This window comes from Paenibacillus sp. FSL H8-0548 (genome assembly GCF_038630985.1).
Lineage (GTDB): Bacteria > Bacillota > Bacilli > Paenibacillales > Paenibacillaceae > Pristimantibacillus.
Window position 1 is genome coordinate 3,641,717 of record NZ_CP152049.1, and the last position, 14,759, is coordinate 3,656,475.

Genomic DNA, 14,759 nt, shown 5'->3' on the forward strand with positions numbered 1-14,759 from the left:
AGTAACCGCATTCTTTGAAAATCAACACTTCTGATTTTTTAATCTTAATCCGCCAATGTAGCTCAGAGCACAGGAATAGGTCTAACAAATAGACTTGTTCACAAACTTCCCACCAAATGGGCACATAATGCCTGCTCCGCAGTAAAATAAGTCTAATTTTTAGATTTAAATCCGCCAATTTAGTTCACATCGCAGGAATAGGTCTAATAAATAGACCTATTCACATGCGTTCTGACCAAATGGGCAAATAATGTCCGCTCCACGGTAAAATAAGTCTAATTTCTAGATTTAAATCTGCTAATTTAGCTCACAGCACAGGAATAGATCTAATAAATAGACCTATTCCCCCACGTTACCGCCCAATGGGCATATTTTCCTATGACTCAATACTTGAATAATCAACACGCCTGCTTCCTTTGCTCATGCAGCGTTCGCGGAGGACGGCTCCATCGATCTTGGAAGGAAGCTAGAGCGAATATTAGTTCAACGCTATAACCGCACGAGGTTCTCACGGCTGATGTCACGAGGTGCCGAGGTGTGCTATTCTAAAGAGATGAAATTAGTCAGCTGGAGGAATAATAGACGTGGATTTTAATATGCAATATTTATCTTTTTTTGTCATTCATACGGATGGGGAGGAAAGCGCAACTTCATCGGGCAAGCGATTCAAGCATTATCAGACTTTGGAAGAGGATACCTACGAGGATAGCGAAATTCAAAGATTTTTGGATGATGAGTTTAAGCGGATTGTCAAAAGGAAGGTAGAGCGCAACCCAAACTCTGCGGGAGCTCCTACGAAAATCGGCCGATTTATGGTCGAACCTGGCTACGAGCTGGGCAGCAATCAGAACTATAATTTGTTTCAGCGGCTTCGTGATGCGGATTCAAAGGAACGTTTTATCGGTATCGCAGACGAGCTCGTTCGAATTTATATGGACACAAGCGCAGTAAGGGGCGGTGCGTTTATTATTGCGCTGTCTAAGCTGAATACGTATTTCGACGAGCCTTTTTTATTTCTGCTAAAATGTGATTTCGAGCCTAAGATCGCTCGTATTTCGGATGAGAAGAGCTTGATTTCGCAGGTCGAGATGGCGATAAGCGCGCGCAGCATCAAGTCCATTCAATATCCTCATATGCCGGAGGAAGGCATGCTTGAGCATTGGGAGCTTAAGATTCATCAAGCGTCGCATGCACGCTATTTTGAAGATTTTTTGAAATACGTATCCTATGAAAAGCCGCTTCCTGAGGTCATGGGCGAGCAGGTTATCGAGATGGTTCATCAATATATTGCTGACAAATGGCAAGAGGATGAGAGCAGCGAGCGTCGTGAGGAGGAGAATGCAGTCGAGGTATGGGCGGCGAGCGAGAAGCGTGACCTTCAGGAGTGGTGGACGCCTGAGCAAGTAGAGGTTGCAGCGGCAGCGCTAGTTGAGCAGAAGCCAGATTTGCCGTTTTCCTTTAAGATCGGCGGTGTCACCGTAAAGGGGCTGCTTGCAGACTTTGGCGATGCCATTCATTTTGCTAAGCACAATGGTCGTTATGTTGTTGTCATCGAAGGCGACGCTTTTCAATTCGAGAAGGGAATGTCACCTGTGGAACTTGTTCAGCCGCTGGATTTGGTAGATGTGATGCCGAGAATTGGCAGCAAGCAGCCGGCGGATGACGCAGATTCCAGCTACAGCTATACGCCTGCAGGTAAAGAGGTTGCAGTTAACGATGTGGGGCCTTGGTAGCTTTATGTGAAGGTATCAAATTAAGGAATAAGGGAGAGGATATATAAGTGGACAACATATTTTTTATTGAAATAGGCATGGGATGCGATCTTCACGGTCAAAATATTACGAAAGCATCGGTGCGCGCGGTACAAAACGCGATTCACCACAATTCGATGCCTGGACTCCGGTCAGTTCTGCCGGGAGGGTCGCTGGACAATATGAAGGTTCGGGTAAAGCTTGCGCTTCCTTGCGACCATGAGCTGCTTGATGTCGAGCAGGTAAAGGCCGTGCTGCCTTACGGTCAAGTGACTGTAGAGCTATTGGATGGCGGGATGCTTACGACTAGCGGTGTGGTTCTTCCTGATAAAGACGATAAAAACGATTTGATCTATATCGTGAATGCGTCGGTTGAGGTAGGCTACTAATCGCATTTCCATTGCCATAAGGGAGACTACGATGGTTTTAAAGCTCACACTATTCGCATTATTGCTTATATTTACCGCTTTCTTTGTCGCGACGGAGTTTGCGATTATTCGTCTGCGCTCAAGCCGAGTACATCAGATGGTAGCTGAGGGGGCAAAAAACGCTAGAGCTGTTATGCAGGTGACGAGTAGGCTGGATGGCTATTTATCCGCCTGCCAGCTTGGCATTACGATCACAGCGCTTGGCCTAGGGTGGTTAGGTGAGCCGACGATCGAGCAAATCCTTCATCCGGTCTTTGACAGGCTGCATATCGAAGGAGATCTAAGCTCGGTGCTGTCATTTGTTATTTCTTTTGTCATCGTCACGTATTTGCATGTCGTGCTGGGCGAGCTTGCTCCAAAGACGGTAGCGATCATCAAGTCGGAAGCAATAAGTCAATGGACAGCACCGATCATTATCATTTTTTACAAGATAATGTATCCATTTATATGGCTGCTTAACGGCTCGGCGAATGGTTTGGTGCGTCTCTTTGGATTAATGCCTACGAATGAGCATGAGGCGCATTCAGAGGAAGAAATTCGCATCATTTTGTCCGAAAGCTATGAGAGTGGAAAAATTAACAAAAGCGAATACGGCTTCGTGAATCGCATATTTGAATTCGACGAACGGCTGGCGCGCGAAATTATGGTGCCACGGACGGATATGATATGCCTATTTGTTGAGCATTCCCGAGACCGAAACCTGGAAATTATTAAGAAAGAGAAGTATACACGGTTTCCGGTAGCTAAGGGAAGCAAGGACAATATTATCGGCATACTCAATACGAAACAATTTTTTCTGAAGTATGATGAAGACAGGGATGTCGACCTAGCGACACTGCTTCAGCCGGTCATGTCCATTCCGGAGGTGATGCCGATCAACAAGCTGCTGAGAAAAATGCAGCTGGAGCGTGTACACCTTGCAATGCTTTTGGACGAGTATGGCGGAACAGCAGGTTTAATTACGATAGAGGACATCATCGAAGAGATCGTTGGGGAAATTCGTGATGAATTTGATGCGGATGAAGTTAAGGAAATTGAAAGGCTGGAGGAGCAGCATTACCTCGTTAATGGCAACGCACTAATTAGTCATTGGAATGAAGCTGCTGGAACGGATCTGTTTAGTGTGGATATGGACTCGGTTGGAGGCTGGTTATTTAACCAGAAGCCTGATCTGCCTATCGGTGAACCATGGGAATACGGGAATATGACGTTCATCATACGAGAGAGAGATGATAACCGTATTCGGAAAATAGAAATTATTACGGATTTGAGTGAATCCGAAATGAATGCATACGGACACGCATAAGCTTGTATAGAGAATATGCGAATAGGTCTAGTTCTAAGGGGGAATCGGGCGTTGGGTGACTTAATTAATGCCATTATTATGGGCATTGTGGAAGGTTTGACGGAATTTTTGCCTGTTTCGTCAACCGGCCATCTAATTTTAACTGCCGAGCTGTTGAATTTTACTGGTGATCGTGCCAAAACCTTTGAGGTCGTCATACAATTTGGGGCTGTACTAGCCGTGCTTGTCTTATATCGAAAACGATTTGCAAGCTTGCTTAATTTCAAAATAAGCAAGGGCTCAGGCCTAAATGCGATACATATTCTGCTTGCTATGATTCCAGCTGGTGTCTTTGCAGTTCTGCTGCATTCCGTGATCAAACAATATTTATTTGGTCCGCAGACGGTATTAATTGGCCTGGTGGCGGGTGGTGTCCTCATGATTATTGCTGATCGGGTCAAGCGGAAGCCCGCTGCCGAGGAGCTCGATGATATCACCTATAAGCAGGCGTTCGCGATCGGTTGCTTTCAAGTGCTTGCGTTATGGCCAGGCTTCTCGCGTTCCGGCTCAACCATATCAGGCGGCATGCTGTTTGGCACAAGTCAGAAGGCAGCAGCAGAATTTACCTTTATCGTTTCAGTACCCATCATGGCAGCGGCAAGTGGAATCGATCTTTTGAAAAGCCGTGAGTTTCTTACGATGGCTGATTTGCCGTTATTTTTGATCGGTCTTATTGCAGCTTTTATCGTTGCTATGATCGCTGTAGTTACTTTTATTAACATGATGAAAAAGATTAAACTGTCCTGGTTTGCTTATTATCGTTTTGCTCTTGCTGCACTTTTTTATTTCATAATTTTGTAAATGAAGCCGAATTAGCGAGAACCATTTTCATTTAGCTTTTTTCGACAAAAAAATCAAGATTTTTACCTATCACTTTTTTATATCTAAGCGATCATTTTTTCTAATAAACTTACGAAAATCAGGGCAAATCGCCCTGATTTCTTTATTTTATAGCCTTATTACGCAGTTTTTCATAAATAATGGTTATTTTAGCCTTTAGAAGGTCGTTGAAGGTTTTGTCTGATTATGTTAGCTTTAGTTATATTGTAATTGTTTTTTCTACGATAAAATATGATGATGATTTTATGTTTATGAGAGGTGGATACTGTTGCAACTTCAGGTAACGAACAGTCCTTTTAATCAAGAGCAGGTCGAGCTTCTAAATCGTCTTCTGCCAACACTGACCGAGTCTCAGCAAATATGGCTTACAGGCTACTTATTCGCAAGACAAAATGCAGCAGGAGCTACTACAGCTTTAGCTGAAGTGCAAGCGATCTCTGCAGCATCAACTGCATCGGAAGCTGTCACTATTGTGAATCAATCTGCTGCCTCCAAAGAGGTTACCATCTTATTTGGTTCTCAAACCGGAAATTGTCAGAGACTGGCAACCGGATTGGGCCGTAAGCTGGAAGAGCAGGGCTTGCAGGTAACAATCGCAGCAATGAATAAATTCAAAACCAATAATTTGAAAAAAATCGAAAACTTGCTGTTAGTCGTAAGTACACATGGTGAAGGTGATCCACCGGATAACGCGATGTCCTTCCATGAGTTTCTTTATAGCAAGCGAGCACCGCAGTTTGAGAACTTGCATTTCTCTGTTCTTGCACTTGGCGATACGTCGTATGAATTTTTCTGCAAGACAGGTAAAGATTTTGACGAGCGGCTTGAAGAGCTTGGCGGTCAGCGTCTTAGCCCACGTGTAGATTGTGATCTTGATTACGACGAATCTGTAGCAAGCTGGACAGCAGCTGTTATCGGATCATTAAATAATCGGTTGAATGCTGCTTCGGGAGCTGTACCAATCGCAGCGAGTACAGGCAGTGAAATAGCTTTGGAACAATCCGAGTATTCACGTACTAATCCGTTTAAAGCAGAAGTGCTTGCGAATATTAATTTAAATGGCCGCGGTTCTGATCGTGAAACACGTCATTTGGAGCTTTCACTGGAAGGATCGAACTTGCAATATGAGCCAGGAGATAGTCTGGGCGTTTATCCAGAGAACCATCCTGATCTAGTAGAAGCGATCATTAATGAGCTTGGCTGGAATCCAGAAGAAATCGTAACATTGAATAAGAACGGCGATAAAGGCAATTTGCGTGAAGCGCTGCTTAAGCATTATGAAATTACAACGCTGACAAAGCCGCTTCTTACACAGGCTGCAGAGCTTACCTCGAATACTGGCTTGCGCGAGCTAGTGGCGCCAGGCAAGGAGCAAGAGCTTAAGAGCTATTTGAATGGCCGCGATTTGCTTGATCTGTTGCAAGACTTCGGACCTTGGCAAGCTACGCCGAGCAGTCTTGTTGCTATTCTTAGAAAGCTTCCTGCTCGTCTTTATTCCATTGCGAGCAGCTTCAAAGCCAATGAAGATGAGGTTCATCTCACCATTAGAGCGGTTCGTTACGAGTCGCATGGCCGTGATCGTTATGGCGTGTGCTCCATTCATTGCGCTGAGCGTGTTCAACCAGGCGATAACTTGCCGATTTACATTCAGCAAAATCCGAACTTCAAGCTGCCGGCAAACCCGGATGCTCCAATTATTATGGTTGGTCCTGGCACAGGCGTCGCTCCATTCCGTGCGTTCCTTGAAGAGCGCGAGGAGCTTGGCATAGACGGCAAATCTTGGCTCATTTATGGAGACCGTCATTTTGTTACGGATTTCTTATATCAGACCGATTGGCAGAGAATGCTGAAGGACGGCGCACTTACGAAGCTTGATGTTGCATTCTCTCGTGATACAGAGGAGAAGGTCTACGTACAGCATCGCTTGCTTGAGAAAAGTCGTGAAGTATTTGAATGGCTTCAAGAAGGTGCTTATGTTTATATTTGCGGTGATGAGAAGCATATGGCGCATGATGTTCATTCAGCATTGCTGACGGTCATCGAGCAAGAGGGCGGATTAAACGCAGAAGCAGCAGCAGCTTACTTGGATAATCTTCAACAAGAGCAGCGTTATCAACGTGACGTATATTAAGAAATAAATCTGGCTGCAACAGCGAGCGTAAGAATGATCTACTCGTGCAGCGACCAAAACTAAATGTTTAGTTTAACTTATATAGAGTGCGTTAATGATTGTGAGAGGAGATAGCAACAATGGCAAAAGAACAATTGGTTAAGCCTATCGGCGGCCCGCCAAGCGAAGTAGAGCATATCAAAATCGAGAGCAACTACTTGCGCGGTGCGCTAGTCGAAACCTTGAGAAATCCGATTACAGGGGGCTTGCCTGAGGATGACAATCGGTTGTTGAAATTTCATGGGAGTTATATGCAGGATGACAGAGATCTGCGTAATGAGCGTGAAAAACAAAAGCTAGAGCCTGCATTTCAGTTTATGATTCGAGTAGTTTTGCCAAGCGGTGTAGCTACCTCTGAGCAATGGCTTGCTATGGATGAATTAGCGCATAAATACGGCAACGGCACGTTGCGTTTGACGACTCGTCAAACGTTTCAAATGCATGGCATATTAAAATGGAATTTGAAGCCCACGCTGCAAAAAATCAACAGCGAGCTTATGACGACACTAGCTGCCTGCGGAGACGTAAATCGTAATGTTATGTGCAGCCCGAATCCTTTTCAGTCAGAGCTTCATGAAGAGGTTACTTACTGGGCTCGTCAAGTGAATGATCACTTGGCTCCACGTACACGTGCTTATCACGAAATTTGGCTTGATGGCGAGAAGGTTGTCGATGGTCAGCAGGACGGTACTGAGGTCGAGCCTATCTATGGACCAGTGTACCTGCCGCGTAAATTCAAAATCGGATTTGCAATTCCCCCTTATAATGATGTTGACGTATTCTCACAGGACATCGGATACATTGCTGTCGTTGAAGACGGCAAGCTGAAGGGCTTTAACATCTCGGTTGGCGGCGGTATGGGTATGACTCATGGCGATACAGCTACGTATCCTCAACTAGGGAAAGTCATTGGCTTCTGTCCTCCAGAGCGCATCGTAGCGCTGGCAGAGAAGACCGTCATGATTCAAAGGGACTACGGAAACCGTTCGATTCGTAAAAACGCTAGATTTAAATATACCATTGACCGTCATGGCATTGACTGGTTCAAAACCGAGCTTCAAAATCGTCTTGGCTGGCAGCTTGAGGACGTTCGCCCTTATTCATTCGATAATAATGGCGATCGTTATGGCTGGTTAAAGGGCAGCAACGGCAAATGGAATTTGACGGTATATATCCAAAGCGGGCGAATCGAGGACAATGAAACCTATTCGTTAATGACAGGACTTCGTGAAATTGCGAAGCTTCATACCGGCGAATTCAGAATTACACCAAACCAAAATCTCATTATCGGAAACATCAGCAGCCAGAAGAAACGTAAAATTACGCAATTGGCTGAGCAATACGGAATTACGGACGGGGCACAGCATTCTGCGCTGCGCAGAAGCTCCTTATCCTGTGTTTCCTTGCCAACCTGCGGACTTGCAATGGCGGAAGCAGAGCGTTACTTGCCCGAGCTGATTGATAAGCTGGAGCCGATTATTAACGAAGCAGGACTTCGTGACAAGGAAATTAACATCCGTATGACTGGCTGTCCGAATGGATGCGCGAGACCAGCTCTCGGAGAAATTTCTTTCATCGGCAAGTCACTCGGCAAATATAATATGTATATGGGTGCTGGCTTTGCAGGCGAGAGGCTGAACAAGCTTTATCTTGAAAATATTGACGAGACTGAGATCATCGACACGCTGAAGCCGATCATTAATCAGTATGCCAAAGAGCGTGAAACAGGGGAGCATTTCGGAGATTTTGTAATCCGTGCGGGTTATGTTAAAGCCGTAAATGATGGTCAAGAGTTTCATAGCTAATGCTATATTTTAAAAAACGAGGCTGTCCCACAAGTAGATCAAACGACTTGTGAGACAGCCTGTTTTTTGAATTTTACTCTTTTATAGCTACTAGCTTTAATATTTATTTGCTTAGCATTTTTCTGTCAAGTATAAAAGTACCGAAGGGGAGAAATGATGCTATAAATGCGATTAGAGCTTTCAAGAAAGACCACCGGTGAACGATCCATACGTGAAGCAGTGCAAAAGCATAAAGAACAAATAATAATCCATGCAAGCTGCCAATAACAGTCACACCAAGCGGTAAATCAGCAAAGTATTTGAACGGCATTGCAATTAAGAGCAATATAAAGGAAACTCCTTCCAAGAAACCTATGATGCGAAATCGGCCTAAAGCGGTCTTCAACATGAAATGCTTACCTCCAAATAAAATTAGTTTTTGTGTGGTTCAATACCGGCCCACAGTATATCTACGATCTCAGAGGCAGCTTGTTCCACACTTTTATCAGCATTTATGATTTCTTTGCGATTTCGTACGGTTAGCATAGCTGTAAAGACATGGGCAAGCAGAAGGGAGTCTCCTTTGTTAATATTTCCAGCGTCCATTTCTTTCTGAAGCTCTCTCCCAATCAGCTCATGCAGTGCGTTCTCGCTTGCTCGAATATCATTAACCTGCTCCTCAGATAATCCGCTGGATGCTTCTCTCATCATCGTCTCAAACTCGACATGAGCATTTTTCATATGACGTACAGCAACCTCATACAGCCGCTCCTTTAGTGTACCAGGCCCTTCAATAAATTTGGCTGTTTGGTCGTAAGCCATCTTAAGAACAAATTGAAGACAAGCTGTAAATAGAACAGACTTATTCTCGTAATAATAATAAACACTGGCTTTCGTTACACCGCAAGCTTTAGCAACACTCTCCAGTGATACCTTCTCAAACCCTTGCTCCATAAAAAGATAAGCAGCAGTGCGCAATATTTGCTGCATCGTCTGTATTGTACCTGTGCCTTTGGGTCGGCCTGGTTTGCGTTTTGTAGGCTCATCGATCATTACCGTACCCTCCATTCATAATATTGTAAAAAATAATGATTGATTAATTAACCTTCGGGTATATATAATTAAATTATGCTATTCATTTATTTTAAACGATATTAGCCAAAATGTGAAATGGAGGATGTAACACATGATTGAAAGATTAGCTGGTATCATCGCAGGACCTCGTACCAAATGGGTAACCTTGATTGCATGGATAGTCATTGCAGCGCTTCTCAGCGTATTTCTTCCCGCTGTTGGTGATATGGAGCAAAATAATGCACAAAACCTGGAGTCTGATAGTCCTTCTGTCATTGCAGAACAATTGATTAAAGACAAGTTTCCTAGCTCATCGGGTATTCCAGCTCTCGTTGTATGGCATCGTGAGAGTGGACTGACTGAGGAAGACTACTTGCTTGTTCAGAAAACGACGCAAACATTAGTTGAACAGCCATTGCAGGAGCAGGGAGAGCTGGTGCCGCTGCACCAATTGCCAATGCCGGCTTTGCAGCAATTCACTTCAGAGGACGGTACAACGCTAGTTCAACCGATCTCTTTTGCAGAGCAGACTGAAACCGAAATTTTGAAAGAAAATATAGAAGCGATTCAAACGATTATTGGAAATGAATCGGGCAGAGATCCATTTGCTATTGCCATTAACGATGCGACTGAACTGAGCGTGCGGATCAGCGGTCCTGTAGGGATCACGGTTGATGCGACTGGATTATTTAAAGGCGCCGATGTTTCTCTGTTAATTGCTACAGTATTCATCGTACTTATATTACTGCTCCTTATCTATCGTTCGCCAATTCTTGCAATGATACCGCTTATCGGGGTTGGCTTTGCTTATATAGTAACGAGTCCGCTGCTCGGATGGATGGCTCGTGAGGGCTGGATCATCGTTGATGCACAAGCGATTTCAATTATGACGGTTCTCTTATTCGGTGCTGGAACGGATTATTGCTTATTTTTCATCTCACATTTCCGGCAAGAGCTCACGCGTGAGAGCGATAAAATGAAAGCATTAAAGCGTTCATTCAAAGATGCGTCCGGAGCAATAGCTATGAGCGGCTTTACAGTGGTACTATCCTTGCTTGCTTTATTAGCGGCAAAATACGGTGCTTATGATCGCTTCGCAGTCCCTTTCAGCTTATCTATACTTGTTATGGGAATTGCTAGCTTAACGCTTGTCCCAGCCTTGCTTGCCATTATCGGCCGAGCATCATTTTATCCATTTCTTCCACGTACGGAAGCGATGGAGCAAGCTCGTGCTGCAAAGAAAGGTAAAACATTCCGCAAGCCTGACCCAGAGAAGAAGCTTGGCTACAAAGTGGGGAATATCGTTGTCACTAAGCCTTGGACAGTGGTTATTTCTGCTGTAGTTGTGCTTGGAATTCTCGCTAGCTTCAGCAGCCAAATCAAGTTCACTTATGATTTATTGTCTTCGTTCCCTAAAGATATGCCATCAAGAGAAGGCTTTGAAGTGATTTCCAAGACGTTTACACCGGGCGATTTGGCTCCGGTCACCGTTGCTATTCAGACAGAGGGTGCAGGAGCTGATCTAGCTGCCAAGCTGGCAGGCGTTCCACTCGTCGATCATGTTCAAGAGCCGAAGGAGAGCTTGGATGATCCGAATTTAGTTTCCTATTCTGTCATATTGAATATCAATCCCTATTCACAAGAAGCGATGGATACGATCCCGCTGCTAAGAGAAGCAGTCGAGACGGCTTTACTAGGCGCAAACGTTGCTGATGTTGACCAAAAGGTATGGATTAGCGGTCAAACCGCATCCCAGTATGATTCAAGGCAGCTTACCAACCACGATAATAGCGTAATTATTCCTTTAGTCATTGTGCTGATTATGCTTTTGCTCGTAGCTTACCTAAGATCGATTGTGGCGATGCTTTACTTAGTCGGAACGGTGTTGCTGTCTTACGGTGCAGCACTTGGCCTTGGGTGGATCATTCTTCATTACTTTATGGGGATTGATGCGATTCAAGCCTCGATACCTCTCTACTCCTTTGTTTTCCTTATCGCGCTTGGAGAGGATTACAATATTTTCATGATCTCAAGCATTTGGCAGAAACGCAAAACAATGCCTTTGAAGCAAGCAATTAAAGAAGGGGTAGGAGAGACTGGCGGAGTAATTACATCAGCAGGACTTATTCTTGCAGCAACCTTCTCTGTTTTAGCAACTCTTCCGATCCAAGTGCTTGTCCAATTTGGTCTAATTACAGCTATTGGTGTGTTAATGGATACCTTTATTGTACGCCCATTCCTAGTGCCGGCCATTACAGCGTTGCTTGGCAAAAAAGCATTTTGGCCAGCCAAGGTTGAGCTTATAGAAGAGCCTAAGCTAAGAGCAAGAAATTAATAAGAAGGGTTGAATCTTATGCTGCATAAGATTCAACCCTTTTTCTTTTCCTAAAAATGAAACATTTTCCCAATCACATACGTCTTATTTAGAGGGCTGTCTGCCTATTATAGAGAAAAGTCGGGGGAATTCATATTGAGAAGAATACGCTTTATTAAGGTATGGCTGGCCGTTTCTATTTTGATAAGCAGCAGTGCGCTTTTATTTCCAGCTAGAGCTGCGGCATGCAGCTGTGTGAAGCCTGGCTCAGTTCAAGAGGCTGACGTAAGAAGTGATGCCGTTTTTGAAGGTACGGTAACTAAAGTAAAACCAACATCCGCGCGTTTGTTAAGCTCCTCTGTGAAGGCGGTCAAAGCAAGCTTTCAAGTAAATGAAGTTTGGAAGGGGCATGTATCGCCAACCATCGAAGTGCTTACAGCGGAAGGCAGTGATAGCTGCGGCTATGAGTTCGTAGAGGGAGAACGGTATTTGGTCTATGCGACGGCAACAGGAAAAGCGCTTGAGGTTAACCTTTGCAGTCAAACGGTACTACATAGTAAAGCTGATGAGCAGTTTATGGTGCTTGGCAGCGGATCACTTCCGCCACAGCCTAATTTAGAAGAACAGCTGTCTAATGATGTTTTTGCGAGAAATCTTATTGTTTTTTTGAGCGTAATCGTTGCAGCTTCATCCGGACTATTGCTTTATCGCAGATATAAGGGAGCTAAATCAAGAACATAGCTACAATTGTAGTCACCGTTAGTCCGATCAGCACTGGTTTTAGATTCCGACGTGCCAGCTCGAAGGGATCTACGCCGCATATAGCTGCAGCTGGTATGAGAGCCCAAGGGATAATCGTACCGCCGCCTACCCAGATAGCAGCTACCTGACCAAGCGCCGTCAAAGTAGCAATGCCAGATCCGATCGCATGACCAAATAGCTGAGCAATGGAGCCAGCCAGAGAAATGCCTGAGAAGCCAGACCCATCAAGACCTGTGACAGCTCCGACAACGGTTAATGTGATCGAACCTACAACGCCATTGACGGGCACAGCATGTGCGAGCGCGTTACCCAAATCATTGACAATCCCATGAGAGGCCTCTGGCAGCTTCTCTCCAAACATGGCTAGGAAGCCAGAGTCACCCAAATAAAAGAATGCCGCAATGGGGATAACAGGGCCAAATACTTTAAAGCCGAATAAAAAGCCTTCAATTAAATAGCTGGTTGTTTTCTCGAAGCCTTTCCCTTTATGGGTCAGCATCGTGATCAGAAGCATAATGAGAATAGCAGTACCGCCAATTAAAGCTGTGGCATCGCCACCTTGAAGATCGAGCAAAAACATCGCAAATACATCTAATGCAAACAATATAGGAATGATAATAGCGAGTAAGCGCTTCGTACTTAGTGACAGTGAGCTGCGATCAGCCTCAGCATGTGGATCGTAGATTTGATCGTTAGCATCTGTTGTCGTAATTAGCCCGTCACGCCATGTTCCCAGCTTCTGATCGCGGCGCATCATCCAGAAGGCGACAGTTGTCGTTACTGCACCCATTACGATGACTAACGGAATGCTGGCTTGCATGACGGAGTTAATCGGAATACCTGCCGCATCGGCTGTAAGCTTAGGTGCTCCTTGAATGATATAATCACCAGATAAGGCAATGCCGTGTCCAAATAGGTTCATGGCAACGGCAGCTCCGAGCGCGGGCAAACCGACACGAATGGCAACAGGCAGCAATACAGCACCGATAAGAGCTACTGCGGGTGATGGCCAAAAAAACCATGATGTAACCATCATAATAAGGCCGATGCCCCAGAAGGCCAGCGCGGGTGTTCTTAGAAAACGAGTGAATGGAGAGATCATAATTTCATTTATGCCAGTACGTATGAGCACTCGGCTCATGGCGACGATAATGGATATGATTAAAATCGTTCCAATCAGCTCTTTAATCGCGAAAATAAAGCTGTTGAAAATACCGCTTACTGAACCGCTTGCTGAAGTAGTTGCCAATATGCCGATTCCTAAAATTCCTGCAATACAGATAATCGTCGTATCTCGCCGCATTAGCATAAAGCCAATAATGGCAATAACAAAGCCCAGGTAAACCCAGTGTAGCGCCGATAAATGAATGTCCATCCGATCATCTCCTTGTGGCATACACGAAACCAGTATGAACTGAATTCGTATAGTAATGTATGCAAATACACAGATAGGCGTTCATCTTGAACGTATGGGAGACAACCGAGGGGGAATAGAATGATTAAGCGAAGAGTATCGATGCTGTTGCTGCTCTCTTTAATGCTTCTGACTGCTGGCTGTGGTATTATAAATGAAGTAGGACAAACGGTAAATTTTGCAACAGAGACAACGGACTACTTACAATCGTTAAAGGATTTCGGGCAAGATATGAATACACTTGCGGAGCAAGCCGTAGCGGATCTGGACGCTAGAACAACTCTAATCGAGCAGCTGCAGGCACTCAAGCAGCAGATCACTCGCTATGAGGGACTTCAGGTGCCTGATTACGCAACAAAACTTCATGAATCGTTGACCGAATACAATGCGACGCTTCAGCAAGGGCTGGATAAAGCTCTGACGAATATAGAGCAGGGAAGAGCCGCATTCGATTCTACAGGTATTCCGGATACGATGAACAAAATTAACGAGCTGTTAAATCAATTGAGTCAGCTTACACCGTAATGCAGGAATAGAAAGGAAGAATAATCGTGATTAACATCAATGTGTTGGAAGCCTCAATGACCTATTCTAAGGAAGATGGTTATGTGGGCAAGGTTCATTTTGGAGTAGAAGGACAAGTAAATGAGTATGAGATTGCTTTGCATAGCAAGAAGGGCAAAGAATGGGGCTACGGATTGTTTTTCTTGAATCAATCAGGCAAGGAAGAGGAATTGCTGGCTTTAGAGGATCTATTGGAAGAAGAGGACGAACTATTTGATTTCCTTGTTGACACAGCGAAGGAAAAGCTGGAGAAAGCAGAATAGTATATTCAGACAAATGAAGCACATACGCTCCCACTCTTTTGAAAGAGTGA

General features: G+C 44.6%; 13 protein-coding genes. 10 read left to right on the forward strand and 3 right to left on the reverse strand.

What is annotated here, in order from left to right; all coding sequences use genetic code 11:
• Positions 1–584: 584 nt before the first annotated feature.
• The 6 genes from MHI37_RS15390 (at position 585) to cysI (ending at position 8,339) form a co-directional block, all read left to right on the forward strand.
• On the forward strand, positions 585–1,733 hold the full coding sequence (locus tag MHI37_RS15390) for a DUF3900 domain-containing protein (protein ID WP_076338628.1): 1,149 nt from the start codon (positions 585–587) through the stop codon (positions 1,731–1,733).
• Positions 1,734–1,780: 47 nt separating this feature from the next.
• Positions 1,781–2,140, forward strand: coding sequence for a Lin0512 family protein (locus MHI37_RS15395; RefSeq protein WP_076338629.1), 360 nt, complete (start codon positions 1,781–1,783; stop codon positions 2,138–2,140).
• A 31-nt stretch (positions 2,141–2,171) separates the two neighbouring features.
• Positions 2,172–3,485, forward strand: a complete 1,314-nt coding sequence (locus MHI37_RS15400; protein WP_076338630.1) for a hemolysin family protein — start codon at positions 2,172–2,174, stop codon at positions 3,483–3,485.
• Positions 3,486–3,536: 51 nt separating this feature from the next.
• Entirely contained in the window at positions 3,537–4,325 is a 789-nt protein-coding gene (gene bacA, locus MHI37_RS15405; protein ID WP_076338631.1) for an undecaprenyl-diphosphate phosphatase, read from the forward strand.
• A gap of 307 nt (positions 4,326–4,632) precedes the next feature.
• Positions 4,633–6,495: an assimilatory sulfite reductase (NADPH) flavoprotein subunit gene (locus MHI37_RS15410; protein ID WP_076338632.1), complete on the forward strand. Its 1,863-nt coding sequence runs from the start codon at positions 4,633–4,635 to the stop codon at positions 6,493–6,495.
• A 119-nt stretch (positions 6,496–6,614) separates the two neighbouring features.
• Entirely contained in the window at positions 6,615–8,339 is a 1,725-nt protein-coding gene (gene cysI / locus MHI37_RS15415; RefSeq protein ID WP_076338633.1) for an assimilatory sulfite reductase (NADPH) hemoprotein subunit, read from the forward strand.
• Between the two features lie 103 nt (positions 8,340–8,442).
• Here the strand turns inward: cysI and MHI37_RS15420 are convergent, their stop codons facing one another.
• Together MHI37_RS15420 and MHI37_RS15425 are read right to left on the reverse strand one after the other, a co-directional pair.
• Positions 8,443–8,727, reverse strand: a complete 285-nt coding sequence (locus MHI37_RS15420) for a DUF3817 domain-containing protein (RefSeq protein ID WP_076338634.1) — start codon at positions 8,725–8,727, stop codon at positions 8,443–8,445.
• Between the two features lie 23 nt (positions 8,728–8,750).
• On the reverse strand, positions 8,751–9,371 hold the full coding sequence (locus MHI37_RS15425) for a TetR/AcrR family transcriptional regulator (protein ID WP_076338635.1): 621 nt from the start codon (positions 9,369–9,371) through the stop codon (positions 8,751–8,753).
• A gap of 133 nt (positions 9,372–9,504) precedes the next feature.
• On the opposite strand from MHI37_RS15425, the gene MHI37_RS15430 reads away from it, so the two are divergent.
• Positions 9,505–11,727: an MMPL family transporter gene (locus tag MHI37_RS15430; RefSeq protein ID WP_076338636.1), complete on the forward strand. Its 2,223-nt coding sequence runs from the start codon at positions 9,505–9,507 to the stop codon at positions 11,725–11,727.
• Positions 11,728–11,862: 135 nt separating this feature from the next.
• Positions 11,863–12,447, forward strand: coding sequence for a hypothetical protein (locus tag MHI37_RS15435; RefSeq protein ID WP_076338637.1), 585 nt, complete (start codon positions 11,863–11,865; stop codon positions 12,445–12,447).
• Here MHI37_RS15435 and MHI37_RS15440 read toward each other — a convergent pair.
• Complete coding sequence (locus tag MHI37_RS15440; RefSeq protein WP_076338638.1) at positions 12,431–13,843, reverse strand: hypothetical protein; 1,413 nt, start codon at positions 13,841–13,843, stop codon at positions 12,431–12,433. The two genes, MHI37_RS15435 and MHI37_RS15440, sit on opposite strands and share 17 nt — an antisense overlap.
• A gap of 120 nt (positions 13,844–13,963) precedes the next feature.
• On the opposite strand from MHI37_RS15440, the gene MHI37_RS15445 reads away from it, so the two are divergent.
• Positions 13,964–14,407: a DUF6376 family protein gene (locus MHI37_RS15445; protein ID WP_076338639.1), complete on the forward strand. Its 444-nt coding sequence runs from the start codon at positions 13,964–13,966 to the stop codon at positions 14,405–14,407.
• Between the two features lie 26 nt (positions 14,408–14,433).
• On the forward strand, positions 14,434–14,709 hold the full coding sequence (locus MHI37_RS15450) for a hypothetical protein (protein ID WP_306010683.1): 276 nt from the start codon (positions 14,434–14,436) through the stop codon (positions 14,707–14,709).
• Positions 14,710–14,759 lie beyond the last annotated feature (50 nt).